This is a genomic window from Nocardia sp. NPDC052316 (assembly GCF_044547795.1).
Taxonomy (GTDB): Bacteria; Actinomycetota; Actinomycetes; order Mycobacteriales; family Mycobacteriaceae; genus Nocardia.
In genome coordinates this window covers 1-23,125 of sequence record NZ_JBIUBB010000010.1, presented here as the reverse complement: position 1 = coordinate 23,125, position 23,125 = coordinate 1, and the positions used below count along the sequence as shown (strand labels likewise).

Annotated in this window: 24 protein-coding genes; 15 read left to right on the top strand and 9 right to left on the bottom strand. The window is 65.2% G+C overall.

The genetic code is table 11. The features are described 5' to 3' along the window. Positions 1 to 5: 5 nt before the first annotated feature. On the bottom strand, positions 6 to 1,715 hold the full coding sequence (locus ACIHA7_RS37290; protein WP_397296395.1) for an SMI1/KNR4 family protein: 1,710 nt from the start codon (positions 1,713 to 1,715) through the stop codon (positions 6 to 8). A 337-nt stretch (positions 1,716 to 2,052) separates the two neighbouring features. Next, positions 2,053 to 2,505, bottom strand: coding sequence for a MarR family winged helix-turn-helix transcriptional regulator (locus tag ACIHA7_RS37285; protein WP_397296393.1), 453 nt, complete (start codon positions 2,503 to 2,505; stop codon positions 2,053 to 2,055). 183 nt (positions 2,506 to 2,688) lie between these two features. Between ACIHA7_RS37285 and ACIHA7_RS37280 the strand changes: the two genes are divergently transcribed. The 8 genes from ACIHA7_RS37280 (at position 2,689) to ACIHA7_RS37245 (ending at position 9,223) form a co-directional block, all read left to right on the top strand. Then, positions 2,689 to 3,279, top strand: coding sequence for a nuclear transport factor 2 family protein (locus ACIHA7_RS37280; RefSeq protein WP_397296392.1), 591 nt, complete (start codon positions 2,689 to 2,691; stop codon positions 3,277 to 3,279). Between the two features lie 215 nt (positions 3,280 to 3,494). Further along, complete coding sequence (locus tag ACIHA7_RS37275) at positions 3,495 to 4,085, top strand: nuclear transport factor 2 family protein (RefSeq protein ID WP_397296390.1); 591 nt, start codon at positions 3,495 to 3,497, stop codon at positions 4,083 to 4,085. Between the two features lie 75 nt (positions 4,086 to 4,160). Continuing rightward, a complete protein-coding gene (locus ACIHA7_RS37270) occupies positions 4,161 to 4,721 on the top strand; it encodes a carboxymuconolactone decarboxylase family protein (protein WP_397296389.1) in 561 nt (186 codons plus the stop codon). A 138-nt stretch (positions 4,722 to 4,859) separates the two neighbouring features. Continuing rightward, the gene (locus tag ACIHA7_RS37265; protein WP_397296387.1) at positions 4,860 to 6,074 is read left to right on the top strand and encodes a hypothetical protein; all 1,215 of its coding nucleotides are present in this window, start codon (positions 4,860 to 4,862) and stop codon (positions 6,072 to 6,074) included. An 89-nt stretch (positions 6,075 to 6,163) separates the two neighbouring features. Continuing rightward, entirely contained in the window at positions 6,164 to 6,301 is a 138-nt protein-coding gene (locus ACIHA7_RS37260) for a hypothetical protein (protein ID WP_397296385.1), read from the top strand. A gap of 458 nt (positions 6,302 to 6,759) precedes the next feature. Next, a complete protein-coding gene (locus tag ACIHA7_RS37255) occupies positions 6,760 to 7,371 on the top strand; it encodes a hypothetical protein (protein ID WP_397296383.1) in 612 nt (203 codons plus the stop codon). Between the two features lie 516 nt (positions 7,372 to 7,887). Beyond that, complete coding sequence (locus tag ACIHA7_RS37250; protein ID WP_397296381.1) at positions 7,888 to 8,355, top strand: PPOX class F420-dependent oxidoreductase; 468 nt, start codon at positions 7,888 to 7,890, stop codon at positions 8,353 to 8,355. A gap of 718 nt (positions 8,356 to 9,073) precedes the next feature. Continuing rightward, entirely contained in the window at positions 9,074 to 9,223 is a 150-nt protein-coding gene (locus tag ACIHA7_RS37245) for a hypothetical protein (RefSeq protein WP_397296380.1), read from the top strand. A 377-nt stretch (positions 9,224 to 9,600) separates the two neighbouring features. On the opposite strand, the gene ACIHA7_RS37240 is transcribed toward ACIHA7_RS37245, so the two are convergent. Both ACIHA7_RS37240 and ACIHA7_RS37235 read right to left on the bottom strand, forming a co-directional pair. Continuing rightward, complete coding sequence (locus ACIHA7_RS37240) at positions 9,601 to 9,999, bottom strand: hypothetical protein (protein WP_397296378.1); 399 nt, start codon at positions 9,997 to 9,999, stop codon at positions 9,601 to 9,603. Positions 10,000 to 10,466: 467 nt separating this feature from the next. Next, positions 10,467 to 11,363, bottom strand: coding sequence for a TIGR03621 family F420-dependent LLM class oxidoreductase (locus ACIHA7_RS37235; RefSeq protein WP_397296376.1), 897 nt, complete (start codon positions 11,361 to 11,363; stop codon positions 10,467 to 10,469). A 338-nt stretch (positions 11,364 to 11,701) separates the two neighbouring features. On the opposite strand from ACIHA7_RS37235, the gene fabG1 reads away from it, so the two are divergent. After that, positions 11,702 to 12,421 carry a 3-oxoacyl-ACP reductase FabG1 gene (gene fabG1 / locus ACIHA7_RS37230; RefSeq protein WP_397296374.1) on the top strand — a complete coding sequence of 240 codons (720 nt, stop codon included), beginning with the start codon at positions 11,702 to 11,704 and terminating at the stop codon, positions 12,419 to 12,421. A gap of 311 nt (positions 12,422 to 12,732) precedes the next feature. Beyond that, entirely contained in the window at positions 12,733 to 13,515 is a 783-nt protein-coding gene (locus ACIHA7_RS37225; protein ID WP_397296372.1) for a hypothetical protein, read from the top strand. A 412-nt stretch (positions 13,516 to 13,927) separates the two neighbouring features. Here ACIHA7_RS37225 and ACIHA7_RS37220 read toward each other — a convergent pair whose 3' ends face one another. After that, entirely contained in the window at positions 13,928 to 14,134 is a 207-nt protein-coding gene (locus ACIHA7_RS37220) for a sigma factor-like helix-turn-helix DNA-binding protein (RefSeq protein WP_397296370.1), read from the bottom strand. 965 nt (positions 14,135 to 15,099) lie between these two features. Between ACIHA7_RS37220 and ACIHA7_RS37215 the strand changes: the two genes are divergently transcribed. The 3 genes from ACIHA7_RS37215 to ACIHA7_RS37205 all read left to right on the top strand — a co-directional run bounded on the left by ACIHA7_RS37215 (position 15,100) and on the right by ACIHA7_RS37205 (position 18,006). Then, the gene (locus ACIHA7_RS37215; RefSeq protein ID WP_397296368.1) at positions 15,100 to 16,338 is read left to right on the top strand and encodes an MFS transporter; all 1,239 of its coding nucleotides are present in this window, start codon (positions 15,100 to 15,102) and stop codon (positions 16,336 to 16,338) included. Positions 16,339 to 16,692: 354 nt separating this feature from the next. Further along, entirely contained in the window at positions 16,693 to 16,872 is a 180-nt protein-coding gene (locus ACIHA7_RS37210; RefSeq protein WP_397296366.1) for a hypothetical protein, read from the top strand. A 207-nt stretch (positions 16,873 to 17,079) separates the two neighbouring features. Next, positions 17,080 to 18,006 carry a LysR family transcriptional regulator gene (locus tag ACIHA7_RS37205; RefSeq protein ID WP_397296364.1) on the top strand — a complete coding sequence of 309 codons (927 nt, stop codon included), beginning with the start codon at positions 17,080 to 17,082 and terminating at the stop codon, positions 18,004 to 18,006. On the opposite strand, the gene ACIHA7_RS37200 is transcribed toward ACIHA7_RS37205, so the two are convergent. From ACIHA7_RS37200 to ACIHA7_RS37190, 3 genes are all read right to left on the bottom strand, one after another. After that, positions 17,955 to 18,674, bottom strand: coding sequence for an SDR family oxidoreductase (locus ACIHA7_RS37200; RefSeq protein WP_397296362.1), 720 nt, complete (start codon positions 18,672 to 18,674; stop codon positions 17,955 to 17,957). The genes ACIHA7_RS37205 and ACIHA7_RS37200 overlap by 52 nt on opposite strands. 55 nt (positions 18,675 to 18,729) lie before the next feature. Then, a complete protein-coding gene (locus ACIHA7_RS37195; RefSeq protein ID WP_397296361.1) occupies positions 18,730 to 19,500 on the bottom strand; it encodes an oxidoreductase in 771 nt (256 codons plus the stop codon). 556 nt (positions 19,501 to 20,056) lie between these two features. Then, positions 20,057 to 20,185, bottom strand: coding sequence for a hypothetical protein (locus tag ACIHA7_RS37190; protein WP_397296360.1), 129 nt, complete (start codon positions 20,183 to 20,185; stop codon positions 20,057 to 20,059). Positions 20,186 to 20,326: 141 nt separating this feature from the next. Between ACIHA7_RS37190 and ACIHA7_RS37185 the strand changes: the two genes are divergently transcribed. Further along, positions 20,327 to 20,695, top strand: coding sequence for a zinc-binding dehydrogenase (locus ACIHA7_RS37185; RefSeq protein ID WP_397296358.1), 369 nt, complete (start codon positions 20,327 to 20,329; stop codon positions 20,693 to 20,695). Positions 20,696 to 21,008: 313 nt separating this feature from the next. On the opposite strand, the gene ACIHA7_RS37180 is transcribed toward ACIHA7_RS37185, so the two are convergent. Then, on the bottom strand, positions 21,009 to 21,614 hold the full coding sequence (locus ACIHA7_RS37180) for a TetR/AcrR family transcriptional regulator (protein ID WP_397296356.1): 606 nt from the start codon (positions 21,612 to 21,614) through the stop codon (positions 21,009 to 21,011). A gap of 155 nt (positions 21,615 to 21,769) precedes the next feature. On the opposite strand from ACIHA7_RS37180, the gene ACIHA7_RS37175 reads away from it, so the two are divergent. After that, on the top strand, positions 21,770 to 22,966 hold the full coding sequence (locus ACIHA7_RS37175; protein WP_397296354.1) for an FAD-dependent oxidoreductase: 1,197 nt from the start codon (positions 21,770 to 21,772) through the stop codon (positions 22,964 to 22,966). Positions 22,967 to 23,125 lie beyond the last annotated feature (159 nt).

The window sequence follows — 23,125 nt, the reverse complement described above, 5'->3', positions numbered from 1 at the left end:
GCAAATCAGTTATCGGCCAGCTGCTTTCGAAACTCCTGCCGCCAATGCGGGTCCTGACGCAGGACCACGACCAAGCCCAGGGCTTCTCGAACCGGTAGGCGGAGCGCGTCGGCCATGGCGCGGGCGGCCATGGCGCGGTTCTGCCAGACAACCTGGTCGTCGTAGACGGAGCGCATCACCCGGGACTCGGCATGCACGCGGCGCAGACGTAGCTCCAGGGCCGAATCGTCGGCGATGCCGGGGCGATCGTCCTCTCTCAGCAGGGGGAGTGCGGCGGAGACCTCGTCGTAGGTGTCGAGCCCGGTCTCGGCGGCCAGTGCGGTCATCTGTGTGGCGAGTACGCGGCGTAGGTGCTCGGGTGTCGCGGCGTCGACCAAAGCGGCGAACCGGTCAGGCACGGATACCCGCTGGTTGCCGTCGGCGGGGAGCAGGGGCAGGATTTGCGCGCTGTCGAGGTCCCCGTTCAGGCCGGGTGGGGGCAGTGGGACGCCACAGCGGCGAACGACCGCCTCACACACCGCCAGCAACTGTTCGCGACGCTGCTCGGGTGTGGATTCCTGACCGAGCGGCGGCATAAGGCTGGACACGCACCCCCGGTCCGGATCCCAGCGCGCCGCCCACTCGTCGTGCGGCGGCAGGCCGGGGAAGACCTCGAACGGGTCGCGCGTGCCGTCGGGCACGACGGCCGATCGGGTGTCGTAAGTTGTCACCAGTTCGCCGTTGTCGAAGAGGGACACCACGATCGAACCGGTCTGGGTCGAGTAGCTCACCGACATCGCGCGGGTGCCACGCGACGCACGGCGCAGCACCTCGACACGCGTGCCCTCGAAACCATGGAAACCTTCCTGGAAGCCGAACGCCCAACCGTCGTGGGTTCCCACACGCACGACCGGCAGCAGCGCGCTGTTCCCACCCCCGGCCTTACTTCGCCCCCGCGGCTGCCGGGTCTCGGGCAACGCTCCGAACCGGCGCAGGAGTTCGGTCTCGTCCAAGCCTTGGGCGAAGGTCAGACAGAACGAGTCGAATCCGCTCGGCCAGTTCTTCGTCGGTTTCGCACGGGAGATCGGCCGCTGCGGCGCGGCGACGACCGGGTCGGCAGCGGCGGAGGCGAGGCCGAGCACGGACTGGGGCTCGGATCTGGGCTCGGGAGCGAACTCCCACAGCAACATCCCGTCGTCGGCGACAGGGACGTACGGTAGCCCCACGGTCATGACGGTTCTGCCCTCCAGAGAGTCAGCGACCTGTTCCAGGAAGGCTGCGAGGCTCGCCCAGTTTCCGAAGCTCGCGCCCTCGGACTTCTCCTGCTCACCCACTGCGCTGAACGACTCGCCTCGATGGCAGTCCACGACCAACGCGGCCGCAGTGACGTCGCCGGCGAAGGTGACGAAATCCTGGTGCCGGTAGCCATCGATCGGCGGGTCCTCGCCGTGCTCGGCCCACACTTTGTGGTGCATCCGGCTCGAGGTGAGGATCTCGGCGAGAGTGTAGGGCTGATAGCCGGGGAAGCTGAAACTCCCCTCCCCGGAGGAGACTCCGTCGTGATGGCGCAGATACGCGACCAGATCAGCCGGGAACTCCACCCCCAGTTCGGCAGCCGCGGCACTGATGGCCTCCGATGCGGCTGGAGGCCGCAGCGATGCGTAGGTGCGCGGTGCGTGCGCGGCGAGCCAGGAGTCGATCCGCCGCAGGGATTCTTCGATGGGGGAGACGGACATTGTCCGATCATCACATCCACCTATGACATCGCTGCCCCCTCCGGAGACCGACTCGGCCGTCCCCACCCTGGCGGCGCGCTGATCGGCGCAACGCTGGCCGGACCTGCCACCGGTCGAGAATCGCCCAGCCTGTGGGTCTTTCACGCATCACGCTGGAGGTTTGAAACGCGCGGGTTGCGGCATGAGCGCGCACTCTTGTCGACTGAAGTCAGTGGCTGAGATGAGCCGAAGCCGTCTGCTGTAGAACGTCTTCGCTGATTATCGGATGTTGTTGGTAGTAGCCGCCGAAGCCCGACAGCGTTGCGTTCGTGGCGAGGATTTTCGCGTGATCCCCCGGCTAGGCGCCGTTCTCGGCTTCCAGCACGGCCACCAGTTTCTCCAGCACGGGCAGCGCCCGCTGCAAGGCCTGCTGTTCACGTGCGCTCAGTTGCTGCAACGCCCTGGCCAGAGCGGTCGAACTCAACTGGTTGTAGCGATCCAGGATCTCGCGGGAGGCGGGGGTGAGCGACAGTCCGACGGCGCGGAAATCGTCGGGGTTGCTGACCCGTTCCACGAGACCGGCCTTCGCCAGGCCCTTGACGAGATTGCTGACCGTCGACGGGGCCACCCGCATCCGCTCGGCCACGAGCCGCGGGCCTATCGTGCCGTGCTCGGGCAGGGCACGCAACAGCTCGACCTGGCTCTCGGACACATCCGTGACCTCGCCGGTGCGCCGGATGTAGCGCCCGAGCACTCGGCGCAACGGTCCGAGCACGCGATCGAGCCGATCGGCGGTCTCCTGCAGTGACACCGTTCTCCTTTTATTTCGCAGCAAAAGTACTTCGATCATAAATCATGCCGGTGTATGCCGGTTTCCGCCACACGGCAGGTGAGTGTACTGAGGGTCACATATTGCTAAAACAGTTTTGGCTATAAAGTAATTTGCATCGAACCTCGGAAACTTCCATGCACCGCAGTCAAGGAGGTAAGACCGATGACGGAAACGATCGAAGATGCTGAGCGCACCGACCACGGTGACGGCAGCGCTGTCCCTCGGACGGGGGCCCCGATGGGCTGGGCCAGCGCCGCGGGGGTGGTCGCTCTGCCGCCGGCCACCGTCGGCGAGCCCCGCGAAGCCCTGGATCGGCTGATGATCGCCGATCGGATCGCCCGCTACGGTTGGGCTTTCGACGAAGGCGACCGTGAGGCGCTGGCGGACTGTTTGACCAGCGATGTCACGTATCAATCGGTCTATGCCGGACAGTTCCACGGCAGAACGGAGCTGCCCGCGAGCGAGGGTGTGGGGGCGTTCATGGACACGGTGACGACCGTGTGGTCGGCCTTCTCCAGCCAGCCCCGCCACATCTTCACCAACGTCGTGGTGGGCGATTTGGGCGATGACCGGGCCACCGCCTACGCCTATATGCCGTCGATCAGTGCCGACGACGCCGCGCCCCGGCTCGCCTACTGCGAGTTCATGCGGTTCGAATTCCGCCGAACCAGCGACGGCCTGTGGCGCATTTCGAGCCTCACCTACGGCATGGATGTCGACGCTCTGCTGCTCCCGCCCGGGGTCGACCTGTAACCGCCCCGAACGAGGATGCCCGATCCGGGTCGACACGGATTGGGTGCCCTCGGGCCAGCGCGGAAGCCCTGGCAATAACCGCATCATCACCCTCTACACCCGCGTGGTCGGCTCGCAGCAGTCGTAACCCGCCGACATCACAGAAGACGGTGTGGCACCAGTGAATTCACCATTCCGAGAAATATCGCTGTATTTCAACCACGGAGGTAATACCGATGACGGAAACGACAAAAGATATCGAGCACACCGATTCCCGCGACGGCAGTGCAGTCCCGGAGGCGGGGGCCCCGATGGGTTGGGCCAGCACCGCGGGGGTGGTCGCTCTGCCACCGGCCGTCATCGGGAAGCCCGGTGATGCGCTGGATCGGCTGATGATCGCCGATCGGATCGCCCGCTACGGCTGGGCCTTCGACGAGGGCGACCGCGAGGCCCTAGCGGACTGTTTGACCAGCGATGTCGTCTTTCAATCGGTCTATGCCGGACAGTTCCGCGGCGGAAAAGAGCTGCCTTCGGTTCAGGGCTTGTCCGCGGTCGTGGACCAACTGACGACCGTGTGGCCGTACTTCCCCCGCCAACCACGCCACATCTACACCAACGTGGTGGTGGGCGACCTGGCCGAGGACCGGGCCATCGCCTACGCCTATATGCCGTCGGTCATCGCCGACGACGCCGCGCCCGCGCTCGCCCACCTCGAGTTCCTCCGGTTCGGCTTCCAGCGCACCAGCGACGGCCTGTGGCGCATCTCGAACCTGTTGTACGGCATGGATGTCGACGCTCTGCTGCTCCCGCCCGGGCTCGAACTGTAACCGCCCCGGACGACCGTAAGCCGAAGGCGCCCGATCGCAGCGGTCGCGACCCGCTGGTATCACAAGGAGGCTTTGATGGCTCGTTTGCCGTATGGCGATCTCGCCGCCCTGACGCCGCAGGTCCGGGCGCAGGTGAAACTGTTCGGCGATTCGAATATCGACCGGATGCTGGCGCACGCGGACACCGTGGTCGGGCCTGTGCTCGAAACCCGGTTCGCCATGCTGGCCGAATCCGCACTCGACCCCCGACTGCGGGAAATGGTGATCCTGCTCATCGCGCACCACTGCCACTGCGCCTACGAGGCGGCCCAGCACGAGGGCTTGGTGCAGAAAGTCGGCGTGACCCAGTCTCAACGGGACGCACTCGCCGCGGGAAGGCTCACCGATCCGGTGTTCACCGACGCCGAACGTGCCGTGCTCGGCCTCGTCGTCGCCGCATTGGCCAACCAGGGAGACGTGTCCGACCAAGTTTTCGACCAGGCGCACCGCTACCTCGACGATCGGGCCGTGGTCGAGTTGATGATCGTGGTCGCGCTCTATTCCGGCCTCGCCATCCTGCTCAACACCCTGCAGGTCGACATCGAGACGACCACGCGCACGCGCCCCGATCCCGTCGATCATCGACGGGCTGTCTGAGACGGAGTTTTCCCATGTGGGTTGTCCATCGCCGCCAACGCTGCCTGGCGGTGGGCAACCCGGATGGGGCATGGTCCGCGCGCAGCGGAATGTTCGATGTCGTGGCCCCGTCACCGCGAAGTGAAAGGCGGCAATGGAATGACTGACATATTGAGACCGGCCGGGCCGCGTCGCTCACTCGGCGATCTCGAGAAATACTTCGCCGAACGGCGAGCGGTCTTGAAATACGGCATGCTGGCGGTTGGTCGACTCGACATCGATCTACTCCGCGCGGCATTCCTCGCGTTGACCGACCGTAACCCGGTGCTGTACGCGCGGATTGGGCAGGCCGGGGACCGTTACTACTTGGAACCGCAGGAGCCATACGCCTTGCCGTTCGAGATCAGTGACGGTGATCCGGACGAATTCCTCAGTGCCCCCGTGGATTCGCTCGACCAGTCCGAGCATGTAGCTCGGCTTCAGGTGGTGCGGCGCGGTGACATCGCGGCGGTGGCTTTCACGTTCAATCATGTGATCGCCGACGGTAACGCCGCCGCTGCGCTGGTGTGGGAGGTGTGGGCGAATTACACCGCGCTCGTCGAAGTCGGCGAACTGAGCGCGGCCGCGCCGCGGCCGATACCGTTCGGGCCGCAGCAACTGCTCGATCCGCACGACGCGCATCCACCCCAGCTGCCGCCGACCGAATTTCAGAGTCCCGCAACGCATCTGACCGGTGCGACCAGCTTGGCCCGGCTCACTACCGTGCAGCTGGACGCGGACCGGACGACGGGGATTATCGAGGCCGTACGTGCGCGCGGTACCACCATGCACGCGGCCGTTGCCGGTGCGGTGATCGCGGCCGAACGCAGTCTGATCGATCGCACGGGATCGGTGCCGATGCTGGTCCGATCCACGGTCGACTTCCGCGCGTTACTGCCGCTCCCGATCGAGGTACTCGATATCACCAACGGCATCGGCAACGTGATCACCGGCCAGTTGGTCGGCCCCGACGACCCGCCGCTGCGGTTGGGTGAGACGGTCGTCAGCGATATCAGGGCTCGCGTGGCCGACGGCCAGGCCGTGTACTCCAGTATCGGATTCTTCCCGACACCGCAGTTGGCGGCCGCTGCTCCGCCGATTTCCTACATCGGCAATGTGGGGCGGATTCCCGAACTGAAAGTGCCTGCGGAGCTTGCGATTACCGACATTCGATTGGCAAGCCCCAGTTTCCCGACGAACGCAGCCATGTATCTCGTGTACACCTACGGCGGCCGATTGACCATCAGTGTGCTGCAACCGGTCGACGGGATCACCGAGGCGCGCCAACAGCAATTGACCGATCGGATTATCGACGGGCTCACCAATCTGACCTGATCGCACGATGGCGGCCGATCTGCTACTGGTTCTCAGGGGTCCTCGACCCGGCCCTGTTCGGCGACAGCGACACCGACCCACGAAAGTTCATGCAGGACTACGCCGATGGGCGCAATACCACCGGGATCCCCGGCCTGCACACCGCAAGGTACGCCCCGGTGGTCGAACCGTCGATCACCGCGGGCGGGAAAGCCATGACCACCGCCGCCCTCACCTGGCTCCACTGACCACAACCCAACAGTCCGCGCAGGCGACGGAGGCAGGACCAAACCCTCGCCCCGCGCGCGGCGGGCGTTCTTCGCTGACGCAGGGCGCTGGCACGAATTGATCCGGCTCGGCAGAACGGCACGTAATTCGGCAGGAGAGTGCGTTCGGCCTGCCGCGGTTTGGCCGTATCGCTCAGCGCGCCCCGCGGCAATATCGGACGTTTAGCGGTGTCGGCACCGGCTGTGCGTGTGACGCGGCCAAGACGAGCTATCCAGCCCGAGATGCGCCCTCATCGCTGAGAAGTGAACGTGTCGCCCTCGATGCGGAGTCGGTGGTCGACATCTCGAATTGTCGAAGAAGCGGCGCGCCGTCCCATCCAGAGCTGCTAGTTGGACGAATATCTAGCCGTACGGTGACGTCGATCCGTGTTCGTCTGCCCGAGTTCGGAAACCTCCCCCTCTTCCCGCAGGAGGCCGGTATGACCACGCCCGACAACCGCAAGGCCGAACCGAATTCTTCAGCACCGTCCCTGCGTCGACGTGACGCGTTGACCCTGCCCGCCCTGCTGCTTCCGGTGCTGGCCGGGCTCTCGGCACCCGACGCGACCGCTGGACCGCTGGATCCCGGCGGTCTGTTCGGCCCGCCTGCCGACCCGGTCGTTCCTGGTCGGTCACCGGGATGGGGCACGACCATCGTCGACATCGCCGAGGGCGGATGGCGGCCGCCGCCGGGAGCCCCACCGCAGAGCTGGGAATACGCGCCGATCATTGGCATGTTCAGCGATCCCGGCTTCTACGTCTGCTATGCCCGCTGGTTTCCTGGGTGGATGAGTGCCCCGCACGTCTACCCGGTCGATCGGCATTCGATCGGGGTGTCGGGAGCCTGGAACATCGGTGCGAGTACTCGGATAGACCTCGCCTCGACCCAGCCGGTCACCGCGGGGCAATATGCCATCCGCCGAGCGGGGGCACCCCATTACGATGGAGCCCTGCCCGATGCGACCGAACCGGCGGTGTTCATCCTGTTCGGCAACGGGCCCGCGATACCGACGCTGGTAGATCCCAATCAGGCGATCTATGTTCGGGTTTGAGGCTTCTGCGTCTGCCCGCCCCCGAGTTAGCGCCGCGGGCTTCTGAGTTCACTGCGGGTGCGACGACCCCTGCGTTTGCCGTTCCAGTCGCAGACACTGCAACGCCGACGTCAGGCAAGCGCGCTCATCGGCATTTGCGTGCGTTGGGAAGCCTTGTCGACCAACGTATCTGAGCGATCGACCAGCGCGCGCTCCGCGGCATGTGCGTGGGATCGTCTTCGGGCGAGGGGAAGGACCGGTCCGGGCGATGCGCCTGCCTGCGAGGGTAGATGTCCGGCCTGAGGGCAGGCAGGTTCTCGAGTCGCCTTGCCTGTCGGTGGTCTGTGTGAGACTCCGTCCATGCGCGGCGACATCGTGTTGACGGGATCCACTCTGGATGACCGCACACCATCGAAACCTGCGCCGATGACCAGGGTCTGGGTTTCTGCCTGTTCGGGGCAACACAGTCCGTTTTCAGGGGCGCGACATTGTTATTGAGTTCACCGGCCCCATATTCGCAACGGTAGGGAGAAAATAATGGCCGAGATCATCCGGGATGCTGCCAGCGATATCGACAGCATCAACCGGCTCACTGGGAACAAGACGCGGCGTGCCGAGATCCCCGACAGCCACATCGATTTGCTCGACAAGAAGAGCTTCGCGCACCTCTCGTCGCTCGGGCCGGATGGCGAGCCGCAGTCACATCCAGTGTGGTTCGACGCCGCGAACGGTCAACTGCTCATCTCGACTGGCACCGACCGGCAAAAGTACCGCAACATCCGGCGGGACCCACGGGTATCGGTCTCAATCCTCGACCCAGAGGACCCCTACCGCTATCTGGAAGTGCGCGGCCGTGTAGTCGAGATCGAGCTCGATCCACAAAAGACGTTCCTCGACCAGCTGGCGCACAAATACCTGGGTCAGGACACCTACCCCTACCAGGAGCGGCGGGGTGTCGAGCGGGTGATCCTGCACATCCAGCCCGATCATGTTGTCGGAGGCTGAGTCTTCGATCGACCTCGGCGACACCACGTACCCTTGCCGACGGAACCAATCATTTCCGATGGTGACTAGGTCGTCGCCGACCATGTCTGATCGCCGCCATCAACCAACGCCCGCACCGCAGTTCGAAGGGCTACCTACCTGCCAGGCCCCGTGCGGCGACAACACGTAATCGGCAATACCGGACGTTCAGCGCCGCAGTGGATCTCCGGCGCAGAACGCGCGCCCAGCGGCACGGTGCGCCAGTACGCCGACCGCGCGGACGCAGTTGCGGATGGAAGCAATTTCGCGCCGGGTCCGTAGAGTTCGTCGGTCCGCCGCGAGGCGTCGAGTTGGTGGTTTCGGTTCGGCGCTGGCGAGGCGGTGACCTACCAGGCACCTCCTCGCCAGCTCGTATCCGAAACGGCACCGGATCGGATCGTGCGTCCGCATCAGGAGTGCCACAAGAGATTCGGTGCCGATCGCCACACGGATGGGCTGCGGCCCTTTGCAGCCAAATCGCTGACCAAGCCTGCTGAAAACGTCCTCGCGTAGAACCGCGAAACCTGCTCGATCCGCCAGCGCGGACACAGGACACCGAGGAGAGAACCAGCCTCCCCGCCGGCCGGATCGACTGCTACTTCATCCAGCCGGGCTCGCATCCGGCCCCGCGTCCACCGCCGACGCCGCCCGAATCGCCACCGAAGCCGCCAAGGACGCCGCCTCCGCAGCCGCCGACGCCATGGCCGACGCCAACGGCGACAGCCCCAGGGAGGTCAGGGATGAAAGGGTCGCCGACCGCGCGGCGGAGGAAGAGGAGCGGGCCGTCGAACGGTCGAAGGAAGCGGTCGGTAAACCGGATTCGGTGAAGATCCTGCGGACTCGCGATTGAGAACTACGAATTCCCAGCCTGAACTTCAACACTCGACAATCGGCACCACCGCACGTCCTGCCAGCCGAGATGATCTCTGCCCGTTGACCTTCGGCCAGCGAATGCTATTCCGGCCGTTTGACTGGTGAGGCGGATTTGTCCGGTCGGAGCCCGCGCCAGGTGGGGTGTCTCAATCGGCCGTCGGAGGTCCAACCGGTGGGAGCGCACATATTCATTTGTTGCACTACTCTTCCGACTTCGGCGGACCAGGTGGCTGCGACGCTCCTTGCCGAGTCGACCGCTGTACTGGTGCCGACGGAGACGCCCGCCTGTATGAAGGGCCGAGACATCCGGCATCCGGCTGCTTCGCCCCCGCTGCCCGGCGGAAATCACATCGGTCATTCTAGTGGCAAGCAGTATTCCTCTCCGCGGAGGACGGTGCAGTCCGCAAGGGTGTTGCCGTCGGCCTCCGTTAGGTGGACATCGACTTTCGCGACACCACCCGGCACGTCGATCTTGAGCGGGATCTCCCGATAAACGGGCCCCGTACACGTGGCGCTTGTGCTGTTGTAGTCCAGCCACGAGCCATTCTCTGCAAAAGCCCATCCCCGGCGGCAACCGGTACTCAGGCCGCGGAGGTTGCCGGCGATGAGAACCGACCGGTTGTAGAACTCGATCGTGCCAATGAAGTAGGTCGCACCGTAGACGAGTCTGAACGTGGCCGTCTCGTCGGCGGCCGCGTTAGGCGCCACGGCCAGGGTCAAACCCGCGACAGCCGCGAGCGTCGATACGACCACAGCCGCTCTCTGCGATGATCGTAAGTTGCGTGTACGCACGGTAACCCCCATTTTTTCAAAACCGTTGGTGGGAAAAACGTTAACTCTTGAGTATAAAACGACATGCGGCACTGCGTCGGTGCTTCACGATTCCCTGAAAGGTTATCCACGAGCCCTTATTCGTTAGCGCGAAGGTGACGTGCAGCCACAGACGATCACCCGATAGCTCTCGAGAATTGTGTTACTACACAACATCTCACCCATCCGGACTGCCTGACATCGACCACACCAGCGGATTTTCGCATGATTAGATAACCGCCAAATGAAAGACGTTGCCGGCCCGCGTAACCACCCCAGTGGCCCCTCCGCACATTCGCTCGTCGGCAGGAGAGGATGTTTCGCTGGCCCCGGATCGTCTCGGGGCGTTAAAGCTTCCGACATTCCGGCTGGCCTGTTCGGTCAGTGCGACCGGCGCCATGTCGCAGCGTTCAGCGAAGGTCTTCGATCACCTTCGCCAGCGCGGTCATCTGCGCCTCGTTGACCGAGAAATGGCTGACGGAGTACTCGTCACGGTAACGGCGCAGGGTGTCGGCGATGCCGCGTGCTGACCCGTGGAGGAACCCGGGCAGGTGGCGCAGCTGCGCATCGGAGAAGGTGGGCTGAAACATGCGCGGGAGTGTCAGATCGACCTCGCCGTGCCCCTCGACCTCTACCGCCTGCACCGTCAGTCCCAGTTCGATTTCGGCGAAACGTGTTCCGGCAGCGTCACGGACGAACTGGGAGCGGCGGCCGAGCGCGGCGTTGCCGATCGCGTCGGAGTCGATATCGGCATCGACGGGTATCCCTGCCAACGATATGGTGTCGGCGTGTTCGGCGGCCACCCGCAGCAGGCGCTCGCCGCCTCCGGCCACCAGTAGCGGAATGCGGTGACGCACCGGCGGTTGGTGATCGCCTGCGAACAGCGCCTTGGTCTCGACGATCAGGTTGTGCAGGTGCTCGATACGTCGCCGCCCGCTCGGGAACGGCAGCCCCAGGGCGTCGAATTCGGGTTTCGCGAAATCTGGTCCGGCACCGAGCCCGAATTCGAACCGCCCGTCGGTCAGTTGCGCCACGCTCGCGACATCGCGGGCCAGCCACGCTGATCGGTAGAAGGCCCCGTCCAGCACCATGGTGCCGACGCGCACGCGATCGGTCGCCTCCGCCATGGTGATTAGCGCGGGGAACGGCGAGATCATGCCCAGATGGTCGGGAACTGTGATCACGTCGTAGCCCAGATCTTCGGCCTGTTGTGCCTTCTTCCGCCACTCGGCGCGCGAATCAGCCCCGCCGATGCCGACAGAGAACCGAAACGGTCGCGGTGCCATATTTTCTCGATCATCTTTCACTCCGTCGACGCTACCCACCGCGGCGCTGTCGACGCTTGCGTCGATCTTGCATGCACCTTGCGCGGGTGGCGTTCTGTCAGCCCCGGACCGTTACTCCCAGTTGATCTTCCACCGCAGCCCCCGGGCAGGTTCGTCCAGTACGGTCAGCGGAATTGGCGGACGTTTGTGAGACCGGCTGACATCCAGCACTGCCGCCCCCCGAGCAGCCGGATCGCGCGGGCCCGCATGGCCACCGCCCAGTTGATCGTCCGCCGTGACCCAGCGGCTCATGAGGAATGCTTGTGCCGCAGTCGGCGTCGCTTCGAACACCCTACGCGTGGTCCGGATAGGTTGATGGCATGTCGACATTCATCTCTCGGTCTGTTTTGGTTACCGGCGGTAATCGCGGTATCGGTCTGGCGGTCGCGCAACGGTTGGCCGCCGACGGACACAAGGTGGCTGTCACCCACCGGGGATCTGGCGTCCCAGAGGGGCTGCTCGGCGTGAAATGCGATGTCACCGACACCGATTCGGTCGAGTCGGCGTTCAGCGAAGTCGAAGCCACACACGGACCGGTCGAGGTGCTGGTCGCCAATGCCGGCATGGTCGACAACACCTTGTTGATGCGGATGAGCGAGGAGCAGTTCACCAGCGTGCTCGATGCCAACCTGACCGGTGCATGGCGCTGCGCCAAGCGAGCCAACCGAGCGATGTTGCGGGCTCGGTTCGGGCGGATCATCTTCCTGGGCTCGATCGCCGGTCAGTCCGGTATTCCCGGCCAGGTGAACTACGCGGCCGCCAAAGCGGGATTGGTGGGCATGGCTCGCGCGATCACCCGCGAGATCGGGTCACGAAACATCACCGCCAATGTGGTCGCCCCGGGGTTCATTGATACCGACATGACTCAGCAAGAGGTATCCGACGACGCGCGCGAGGCCGCTTTGAAGGCGATACCGGCGGCGCGTATCGGCCGACCCGACGAAGTCGCCGCGGCCATCAGCTTCCTTGCCTCCGACGAAGCCGCCTACATCAGCGGTGCCATCATCCCGGTCGACGGCGGCATGGGCATGGGCCACTGATACAACCTGTAATACCTCGCGCAATCGGCAATACCGAACGTTGGGAAGCCCTGCCAGCCAACCGATCTGATCGACTAACCAACGCCCGCCCAGCGGCAGAAGAGGATGTACTGCGGCGCAAAAGATCTCGCGGTGCTGGCCACACGCACCGGCATTGGCGAGCGCGGCCGTGCGACATTGGTTCTCGCCATAGTTCGGACGTGTCCCGGGAGATCTGCCCGCGCGGTCGCTACCTTCATGGTCCGCCGCAAGTTCTAGTTCCGCGATGGCTCAGACCCTTTCGACAGTCGTCGGAGGGTACGGTCCAGCAGGTGAACATCGAGGTAGTCGACGTGACAGACGGTGTGGGAGTGATCGATGTCCGGGGCGATTGCGGATCGCACGGGCAGTACGGTCAAAGCCTGCTCTATTTGGGTGGGGCCGCAGCGGGGCTGGATATAGCCGATTTCGCCGGCAGCATCGGCCGATTGTTCGTGCGAGCGCCGGAGCGTGCGCCCCGGCCCGAAGAGTTGCAGGCTATGCGTGAGCTGACCACCGAGGGCTACAGCAACGGGAGCTTCGCCGAAATTTTCGCGCCGCTGCTCACGCTGATGGCCGTCGGCCGCTACGAGTTTCGATCCCCCGAACCGGTAACCAACCGGATCGTCGAAGGCTTCCAGGCTTGGTACAGCTCGACGAAGTGGGGCATTAGCCAACCCAAGCCCGACGAACCGAGCGGTGTTTACCCGTTGGAGGACTGGCTGACACCGACCGAGCAGTGGCCGCCGACCGGCACCGGGACGGTCGAGCGGTATCGCACAGCAATCCGCCAGGGCGCACGCCCAGTGGTCATCACCCTGCGCGCCGGCGCCGAAAACCTATGGAGTGGCTTCGTTCTCGACGGACACCACAAGCTCGCCGCCTACCATGCCGAAGGACTCGCCCCGACCGTTCTGCGCATCGCGCGGGTGGACGCACCACCGATCACGGCGGAAGAGGTCCGAGACCATTTCCCTAGCGTAGCCGAGCATCCGGAGATGAAGTGGGCGATGGCCGCGCTGGAGCGCCGTGATCAGCGTCCGCTCTACCAAGGTGACCAGCCCTACCTAGACTGATGACCGACCGAAGCCAGGATGATAAGCGCTCGGCACAGATAGCTGGACCGTCCCCGACTTCCCCTCGCACCCAACGTCGTCCGACCAGAAATCGCATGAGGGCGCGTCGCTGCAGCGTCGGTTACGAGCGCGCCGACCGAGCGCTCAGCGGCATTTTCGTGCGTTGGCGTCCCATGGATCTGCCCTGTCCGGTCCGCACCGGGTCGGTGCTACCCCGGACAGCGTTCACGGCACATTTGCGTGGCGTGGTTGGCTTGGAATGGGCGCTGCCGAGGAGGTGACCTACTCGGCAGCTCGTATCCGAACAGGCACACCCCGATGGGGATCGTGCGTCCACAGCAGGAGTACCACAACCAGATTCGGCACCGACCGCCCCGTGGATCGGTGACCCTCCACGCCCTGTGGGGGCGGTTTATCGGATGCGGCGTTTGAGCCGGTGGAGTCCGTCGCGGATGCGGGCTTTGACGGTGGGCAGTCCGATGCCGAGGTAGTGGGCGACTTCGAGGTAGGTTCGCCCGCCGTAGTAGGCCAGGCTGATCGCTTCGCGCTGGGCAGGGGTCAAGCTGTTCAGGCCGGGCGAGGACGGCTTGTTGTTCCAGGCCACGTTCGACCTGCTCACAGACTTCATCGAACTCACGATCCAGAGTGGTGATGCCGTAGTCGAATTCCCGCCGGGACCGGGCCCGCTCCGTACATCCGACCGCAAGAACAACTGTGCCCTTCACCCTTGTACCGATCGTGAGCGCATGTGCGGATTAGTCAGTACCCCATCCGGTTACCACACGGCCTCGAACTACAGATGCTTAACGGTTCTGACATTCAATCAACTAGAAGGGTATGTAATGCGGATATCCCGGAAGTTCACCGGCACGGTCTTGACCGGAATCGCGGCAATGACGTTGATGAGTGTCCTACAGGGCGGACACGCTTCGGCAGACGCCGAAGCAACCACGACCAAGTGCGTCACGTCGTCGGAGAACTACAGCAAGTTCAAGGAGTGTATGACCGGCAAGGAATCGAAGTCCGGGAAGGAGCTCGCGGGTGGGAAGGGTAAGGCCGGGGGGAAGAAAGGGTAGGCAATAGGGAGTTGCGAACGCGGAGGTGATCGACCGTCCCGTGCCGGTGATGATGCCGGTACGGCTCGGTGGGCTGATCGGGGGGTGTGCGGGCGCTAGGAATTGAGCCATGCCGCCGAAGACGCGGTAGCCGATCGCGCCCCATGGCACATTCTGTCACCGAACGCACGCTCATCGGCATGTGCGTGCGTTCCCCGCCAGTGAGAGCTGCGGGCTCCGATGGTGAGGCGCATCCACCAGCACCGCTTCTACTTTCGGGAAGTCCAGCACAACATCCCGGCACAACCGCAGCCTCGGTGGCGGTATCGGTTACACGCAGACCTCCGGACCGGACGAGAGTCGCCGCGGCCAGCAGGCTGGCTACCCCTGCGCACATCCGCCGGGTTCCGCGATCCGAAGTCGAAGTCGATTACCTGTTCCTGATTCAGCAACAGTTTTTGCCACATTCGCAGTGGGTCACGCACGCTCGAATCTGTCCTTCAGCTCGAGTGAAAGTCGATGAAAACCGATGAGTGTCAACGTATCCGAAGCCGGCAACGCCGCGAAGACGAGATTCCTGCCAGTCGGTGTGTACCTGCTGGCGTTCGGCCTTTTCGCCATGGGTAGCGCGGAGTTCCTGCTGGCGGGCGTCTTGCCCGCGGTCGCTGCCGATATCGATGTCAGCGTGGCCGCTGTGGGCGGGCTGATCACCAGCTTCGCTATCGGCGTGGTCGTCGGCGGTCCGCCGTTCGCGATTCTCAGTCTCCGCTGGCCCCGGCGCATCGCGCTGGTCGTGACGCAGGTGGGGTTCGCGGCGTGCATCGCGATCGGCCTGATCATCGGTACTTATCCGGCACTGTTGGTCACGCGCTTCGCCGCGGGGCTCGCCTACGCTGGATTCTTCGCGGTCGCGGCGTCGACCGCCGTCGGCCTCGTGCCGGCGGATCGGGCAGCGCGCGCATCGGGCGTAGTGGTCAGCGGACTCGGGTTGGCGATGATCCTCGGTGGCCCCGCCGGCACGCTGATCGGTTACCGGACCGGCTGGCAGGGCGGATTCTGGCTGGTGATCGCGCTCACGCTCGGCGCGGCGATCGCGGTCGGTCTGATTATGCCGCCGACCTCGGCGGCGAAGAACATCGACATCGGCACCGAGTTCGCCACACTGCGAAACACCCGGCTGTGGCTCGTCTACGCGATCACTGTGCTGAGCACCGCCGCCTACATGGTCACGTTCAATTACCTGGCCGAGCTCCTCATCACGGTCACCGGACTCGGTGAAATCTGGGTGGCACCGGTGCTGGTCCTGTTCGGCGTGGGCTCCTACCTCGGCTTGGCGGTCGGTGGGCGGATCTCTGATCGCCTACCACACCGCGCCATGCTCATCGGGGCCACCGGCATCGCCGCAGCCTCGATACTTCTGGCCGTCGGAGCCGAGAATGTACTCGTCGTCATTCCCCTCGTGCTGCTGCTCGGTGTCGCCGGATTCGTCCTGAACCCCGCAATCTACGGCCGCGTGTTCGCCCTCGCCGCCGACGCCCCAACGCTCGCGGGCGCCACCACGGTCTCAGCGTTCCAACTCGGAATCAGCCTCGTCCCCCTACTGGCCGGATCGGCCTTGGGCGCGGGCGCATCGATCACCGCCATCCCCTGGATCGGTGCCGCCCTGGCGCTGGTGACCGTCCCGCTCGTCGTACTCGAAAAGCGTTCCAGCCGTACCGATGCGGCGTCCTCTCACCCCCACCAGTCAACGGGATTGCCCGCACGCTGACGCCGACCACGACGTGGGATCCGTTCCGCGCCCGGACGGAAACTTCCGGGCGTGGAGCTGCCAGGTGAAGCCCCGCATCTCCCGAGGCAAAGCATGTCGACATCATCGATGCTCGACCGAATCGCACCCAGCCCGGAACGTGACCGACGCGGCAGTCGGCTGCTGCCAGAGTGTTCTCCCCACCGGATGCGCTCAGGCATTGTCAGATGCCCTGCGCCACAGTAGATCTCATCCGTAGGCCGCGGGCCCTGCGGCATGAGCGCACACCTCTGCTGGGCATAGCCAGTTCGGCCGTGATCTCCTGGCCGCCCAGCTCGGTGAAACATCGACTGGCGATGAGTCGATTCGACCACCGTGGACTCCAATCACGCACCTGCCGTAGCTTTGCTCATCGGAATTCTCGTGCTCACCACCCTCGTGGTGGTGACACTTCGGCGGCGCGGCAAGTCCTGGCTTGTGGCGGTGCTCGGTGGTGCGTCCGCGATGATCATCGGCTACGTCGTGGGCCTGGCGGCGATCTTTCTGATGTGGTGAAGACCGTCGCCCACGGAGCCGATCATCGTGTTCGCTCCCGAAAGTCGGTGCGGGTTGCCGACGCTGAGACGACGATGCGGATGTTCGTTCAAGGTGGAACGTCGTAGCAGGCGTGGAGTAAACGCGCTGCCTCCGGTGTTGTAGCACCTGTTGTTGCAGCGATTACAGCGGGCTGGGTGATGGTCCAACCGGAAAGGGGCGGAGCCGATGAGCCTTCGTCAGTTCGAGTACGCGCTGGCCGTGGCCGAAGCGGGGTCGGTGACGGCCGCGGCGGAGTTGCTGCATGTCGCTCAACCGTCGATGTCGCAGCAGATCCGCAACCTGGAGCGAGAACTGGGCGTGACGCTGTTCGCGCGGACACCGGCCGGACTGGTGCCCACCGTGGTGGGTCGTGCGTTTCTGCGGGAGGCGCAGGTGGCGGTGAGTGCGGCGCGGCGGGCGCGGGCGACGGCGCGAGGCGGTGCCGAGGAGCTGGTGGGGGAGTTGGTGGTCGCGGCGCAGATGGGCTTTGGTACTCGGCAGCTGCCGGTCGTGCTGAGCGCGCTGCGCCGGCGCTTTCCGCGGCTGGAGGTCACTGTCTTCGAGGAGCCGAGTTCAGCCGAACTGGAGCGGCTGTGTCGCCAGGGCGTGCTGGACCTCGCTTTGATGGCGGCCTGCGAGCGTGGCCCCGCCGACGCCCAGCACCTCGGGTACGAAGAGTTCGTCGTGGTGCTGAGCGCCGGGCATCGGCTGCTCGCCTCGGAGCGGGTTGAGCTGTGCGAGCTGGAGGGGGAATCGTGGGTGCGGTTCGACCGTGACAGCGCGCTCGATGGTGTGTTGACCGGCGTGCTGCGCGATAACAAGCTGACCCCGACCACGGCCGCCCGCGTATCCCAGACGGCGACGGCCGTGCGCTGGGCCGCCCATGGCCTGGGAGCGACCCTGGTCCCCGCCTCGGCGGTGCCTCGCGGAGACAAGCACCTCGCACGCCCGGTGTTCCCGGCCGTCTCCCAGCCGGTCGTCGCCGTGGTCCGCCGCGACGCAGGTCCGGCAGAGGCGGCGCTGCTCGAACTCCTGCGGGCGCAGAGCTGGTACCCACCTCCTCAGAGCTGGGTGACACCTCCGTCGGCGACGAACTCCGTGCCCACTGCGTAGGTGGCGTCGAAGGCGAGAAATGCTGCCGCCCTGGCAATCTCGTCCGGCGTGCCGAAACGCCGCATGGGATTGTCCGCGACCCGTTCGGCTTTGAATTGTGCGGCGGCCGCCGCGGTCATCGTGTTTTCCAGAATTCCCGTGTCGATAGGGCCGGGGCTGATTGCGTTGACCCGAATTCCGCGCGGAAGCAGTTCGCGGGACAGGGTGCGGGCCATCGAACGCAGCGCCGCTTTGCCCGCCGCATAGACACTGGTGTCCGGCAAACCCAGGACGTTCGCATTCGAGGTCGTGAGGACAACGCCTGCGCCCGGACTGAGCAGGGGGGCGAGCTTCTGCACTGTGAAGAATGCGCCTTTGACATTTATCGAGAACAGCTCGTCGAACATCTGCTCCGTTGTCGACCCGAAGGGCGTGAGGGAGGCGATGCCGGCGTTGACGAACAGGGCATCGATCGTGCCGAGTTCGGCCGTTACCCGCTCCGCCAGCGCATCGAGGTCGGATAGTGCGGACACATCGCCTCGGACGGCAATCGCGTTCTTGCCCAGTCGTTCGCGCGCGGTGTCGAGGCCGGCCTGCGAGCGGCCGGTAATCACCACTCGGGCTCCACCTTTCACCAGCAGCTTCGCCAGCGCGAACCCCAAGCCGCTGCCGCCGCCCGTGATCACCACATTCTTGTCGTTGTATACATCCATGCCGGGATTCCTCCGTTGTTTCCGAACTTGTTCAGCCCCTCGGGAATTCGCCGCCGTCGACGACGATGCTGCTTCCGGTCAGCCAGCTTGCCCGCGGCGAGACGAGGAAAAGCACCGCGTGGGCGATGTCGGCGGGCTGGCCATCGCGCCCCAGCGGCGGGGTGGTGTTGTCCTGCCCCGGCCCCGCATCCAGGCGTGCCCATTGCTCCCGCGTCGCCTCGCCGCCAGGGGTGGCGGTTCTGCCGGGAGATACGGTGTTGACCCGGATTCCGAACGGCGCCAACTCCGCAGCCAATCCGCGGCTGTAGTTCTCCAATGCCGCCTTCGCTGTCGTGTAGTGCAGGAACGGCGGCGCCACCGTGGGGACCGCGGCCGAGGAGATGTGCACGATCATCCCCGAACGCCGGTCCCGCATCCCTGGTGCCACCAGCGAGTCCAGCCGCACCGATGCCATGAAGTTCAAGTCCAGCGCGTCCTGCCATGCTTCGTCCGGGATCGCCAGTGCGCCTTGGTAGGGACCCGCCCCGCCCGCGTTGTGGACCAGGATGTCCACCCCGCCGAACATCTCTTGTGCGGCTGCGGCGAGCGTCTCCGCACCGGCCCGAGTCCGCACGTCGGCCGCCACGAAAGCGGCCCCCTCCGGTACCGTGCTCGTTTCCGATCGGGCGGTCGCAAGCACCTCGGCGCCCGCGTCCAGGAGTTGGCGCACCACGGCGGCGCCGATTCCGCGAGTACCGCCGGTCACCAGTGCCCGCTTTCCCGCGAGTTCTCTTGTTCCCGAGCCGTTCTCGACCGTACTCATGTCAGCTGTCCCTTTCGATGGCGTATTTGACGGCTCGACGGAAAGGAGCGCGATGTGCCCCGGGTGCGAATCTTCGGAGAATCGCGATTGCCCACCTGGTCGAGCTGTTTCACGGTATGTCGGCGACAGAACAACAGGCAAAGACGAAAATTCAGTAGGCGGCATAGGAAATTCCTATGCCGCCCCGAACCTTTCGCTCGTGTCGACAAACGCTGATCTCCGGCTGCGGTACTTCGCGCAGAGCTTCCATCCATCCGTAGCGGCGGATCGGCCAAGCCCGTTGTAGCTCAATGGGTTCGAGCCGTACTGGTGCGCGCTCGATAGGGAGTCTTCGCCCATCTCGCCACACCGGACGCCACCGATCCGGCGAACGACCGTAAGAACATGGCCGACATGCACCAAGCACCCAGTTGATATTCGGAACGCAATGGCACCCGGGTAGGGTCTCAGAATCCGTGGCACCCGGTGGCTGCGTGACCCGCTGGTTTCTTGGTTGTCTCACGGTGTGACCAGCAGTGGTTGTCGCAATTCGCTGGCATTTCCTGAGCCGTCAGAACTAACTGGTCGGACCCAGCGCCATGATCGCCTCGCTGAGCTCAGCCGCGGAAAGGGCCACGGACTGGGAAAGGGTGGTGTCCGGCTCGGACAGCCAGCGGGGCATGGCGTGCCGGTGGATCGCTAGCACCACGTCGATTATGAAGCGCGCCTTGCCGGGTTCGACGCCGCGACGTTCGATCGCCGGGACGAGTGCGTCGCCACCGCCGGGCGGACCCGGGCCGCAGCCCTGGAACAGATCGGCGCCCGAGTAACCGCGTACGGCGACGGCATGGCCGAACGTATCAGGGCACTGTCCGAAGGTCCCGTCGACCGCGCCCTGGACACGGCGCCGACCGGCGGCCGGATCGACCGCGCCGACCGGCCCAGCCCGGCTGGTGGCTCACTGCCGACCTTGATCGAACTGACCGGCGACCCCGACCGTGTCCTCACCGTCTCGGACTTCGCCGCCGCGGCCGATCTGGGCGTCCGGATCACCACCGAGATCCGCTACGACCAGATGGACGAGTTCGCCCGGCTCGCCGACGAAGGCATCCTGGTCGTACCGGTCGCCCGCACCTACACGCTCGACCAGATCCAGAAAGCGGCCGAACTCAGCCGATCCCGCCACCCCGGCGGCAAGCTCATGCTCGTCCTGTGAGGAATGACCGCCCGACAGCCCGAACCCTCCTGCCCCGGAACACAACTGGCGAAGATCATCAACCATCAAGCAGCCGGAACAGGGAGCCGAATCTCAAAATCATGGCGAACTGGCCACGCTATGGCCAATCATTCTGAAATTTGGCCACGAGTTCCGAGACCCTGCTGATCTGCGGGCCGGTTTCGCAACGGGTTCCCTGGGGGTTCGCTCCGCGGCTCCGTGTGGGTCGACCGAGGGATGCGGTGATCATTGTGGCCGAACGCGCGCTCCGCGGCATGGGCCTGCGAAGGTCGTCTGCGGCGCGGTCGTGTGGTCAGGTGCTGTCGTGCCGAGCGGATTCCTGTGTCGTGGCTGTCCATCCGGTGTCGAGGAGGGTGAAGATCCGGTCGAGTGCCCACTCGGGGTCGTCTCGTCCGTGGACGAGGCTGACGGCTTCTAGGGCGAAGTGAGCCAGAGCTTGGGCGGCGGGGTCGTTTTCGGGTAGTCCGGTGTCGGCGACGATCGCTGCGGCCAGGGCGTTTTCGTGACGCAGCCATATGCGCCGAGCGCGCTCGCGCAGTACCGGAGTGGCCTCGATCAGGTGGAGGAACTCGGGGAAGCGAGGGTCGGTGCGGACCTGTCGAGAGCGCTCGTCGTGCAGCAGCGTGCGCAGCGCCTGGGGGATGGACTGGCCGGTCGGGCGCTCGCGGACGGCGGCGACGAGCGCTTCCTCACGGTCGGCGTCCTGGTCGAAGACCAGTGCTTCCTTGCCGTCGGGGAAGTGCTTGAACAGCGTGGCCACTGAAACGTCAGCGGCGTCGGCGATCTCCCGCACGCCGACCGCGTCGTAGCCGCGCTCCAGAAACAGCCTCAGTGCTGCGTCCGCCAGGGCTTGACGGTTAGCGGCTTTCTTGCGCTCGCGGCGTCCTGGTTCCGTCATGTGCCCACCTTAGCGAATGGGTAGAACAGATTGAAAACTAGAACTGATATACTTTTGGCACGGTTTCACTTAAGCTGGGTGAAGCGAGGTCGACCCGGCCTGCATTCAGCGGCGACAACCACACCGCCGCAACAAGTTCGAGAGGAACCACCGCGATGACCACACCCCGTATCGCTATCGTCGGCGGCGGCCCCGCGGGCCTGATGTGCGCCCGTGTCCTGCAGGGGTATGACATCCAGCCCACGGTGTACGACGCGGACACCGCCGTGGACTCCCGTGACCCGGGCGGGACGCTGGACCTGCACGCAGACGCCGGCCAGATCGCATTGGAGGACGCCGGGCTGATGGACGCTTTCCGGGCTTTGGCCCGGGTCGAGGGCCAGGCCAAAAGCCGCCGCGACCACCACGGCACCGTCCTGGCCGAGTTCACTCCCGCCGAGGGCGACGACGCGGCTCCCGAGATCGACCGCGGGCAACTGCGGACCATGCTCTATGAGCACCTGCGTCCCGGCACGGTCGCCTGGGGGCACAAACTCCTGCACGCGACCCCGCAAGGCGGTGGCACGCACCGACTGGAGTTCGCCAACGGCGCCAGCGCCGAAGCCGACCTCGTCATCGGCGCCGACGGCGCATGGTCGCCGGTTCGTCGGTTGCTCACCGCCGCGGTCCCGCAGTACCTCGGGGTCTGCTTTCTCGACGCCCGATTCGATGACGTGGACACCAGACACCCCGAAATCGCCGCGATCGTCGGTGACGGCCACATGTTCTCCTCCGACGGCGACGGCCGCGCGGTGATCGTCCAGCGCAACAGCAACGGTGTGGTCCGCGGTTACGTCGCCTTCCGCGCCGAACTCGACTGGCACGTCACCGCCGGCGTGGACATCACCGACCGCGAAGCCGTCCGATCCTTCCTGCTGCGGGAATTCAGCCACTGGTCCGCGCTCATGCGACCACTGCTCACCGACATCGACGGCGACTACGTGCCACGCAGCTTCTGGGCCCTGCCCGCTCCGCTGACCTGGAACCATGTCCCCGGCGTCACCTTGATCGGCGACGCAGCCCATCTGATGGCACCCTTCGGCGGCCACGGCACCAATCTCGCGTTACTCGATGGCGCAGAACTCGCGCACGCCATCCACAAAGAGAACAATCTCGACGACGCGATCACACGCTACGAGACAGCGATGTTCCCACGATCCGCCGAACTCGCCGTGAGCTCGAACACCGCGCTCACGCGGTTCTTCGCCACGACATCCCCCGACACACCCCACCTCCCCCCAGACCACGCGCGCGAACACGAGAACTACCAGACCAGGGCCGCCGAATATCGCCGCAGGCAACAGAAACCATAGCCACACCTCAGCGAGATACCGGGCTTCGGCGACATGCCGTGAACAAGCAACCAAACGCCCACAATCGGCAGTTGCGGACGTTCCGAGGATGCCGGTAGGGGACTGGTCCGAGATCGGCCACCGTCCGCTCGGATCGCGCGCTCGGTGGCATGTGGGTGT

Bases quoted from the DNA above. Each gene is read 5' to 3' on its own strand.
- ACIHA7_RS37215 (WP_397296368.1), top strand. From the start codon at position 15,100: ATGAGTGTCAACGTATCCGAAGCCGGCAACGCCGCGAAGACGAGATTC.
- ACIHA7_RS37195 (WP_397296361.1), bottom strand. From the start codon at position 19,500: ATGAGTACGGTCGAGAACGGCTCGGGAACAAGAGAACTCGCGGGAAAG.
- ACIHA7_RS37290 (WP_397296395.1), bottom strand. From the start codon at position 1,715: ATGTCCGTCTCCCCCATCGAAGAATCCCTGCGGCGGATCGACTCCTGG.
- ACIHA7_RS37245 (WP_397296380.1), top strand. From the start codon at position 9,074: ATGGCCGACGCCAACGGCGACAGCCCCAGGGAGGTCAGGGATGAAAGG.
- ACIHA7_RS37280 (WP_397296392.1), top strand. From the start codon at position 2,689: ATGACGGAAACGATCGAAGATGCTGAGCGCACCGACCACGGTGACGGC.
- ACIHA7_RS37260 (WP_397296385.1), top strand. From the start codon at position 6,164: ATGCAGGACTACGCCGATGGGCGCAATACCACCGGGATCCCCGGCCTG.
- ACIHA7_RS37265 (WP_397296387.1), top strand. From the start codon at position 4,860: ATGACTGACATATTGAGACCGGCCGGGCCGCGTCGCTCACTCGGCGAT.
- fabG1 (WP_397296374.1), top strand. From the start codon at position 11,702: ATGTCGACATTCATCTCTCGGTCTGTTTTGGTTACCGGCGGTAATCGC.
- ACIHA7_RS37275 (WP_397296390.1), top strand. From the start codon at position 3,495: ATGACGGAAACGACAAAAGATATCGAGCACACCGATTCCCGCGACGGC.
- ACIHA7_RS37185 (WP_397296358.1), top strand. From the start codon at position 20,327: ATGGCCGAACGTATCAGGGCACTGTCCGAAGGTCCCGTCGACCGCGCC.
- ACIHA7_RS37180 (WP_397296356.1), bottom strand. From the start codon at position 21,614: ATGACGGAACCAGGACGCCGCGAGCGCAAGAAAGCCGCTAACCGTCAA.
- ACIHA7_RS37175 (WP_397296354.1), top strand. From the start codon at position 21,770: ATGACCACACCCCGTATCGCTATCGTCGGCGGCGGCCCCGCGGGCCTG.
- ACIHA7_RS37255 (WP_397296383.1), top strand. From the start codon at position 6,760: ATGACCACGCCCGACAACCGCAAGGCCGAACCGAATTCTTCAGCACCG.
- ACIHA7_RS37270 (WP_397296389.1), top strand. From the start codon at position 4,161: ATGGCTCGTTTGCCGTATGGCGATCTCGCCGCCCTGACGCCGCAGGTC.
- ACIHA7_RS37250 (WP_397296381.1), top strand. From the start codon at position 7,888: ATGGCCGAGATCATCCGGGATGCTGCCAGCGATATCGACAGCATCAAC.
- ACIHA7_RS37205 (WP_397296364.1), top strand. From the start codon at position 17,080: ATGAGCCTTCGTCAGTTCGAGTACGCGCTGGCCGTGGCCGAAGCGGGG.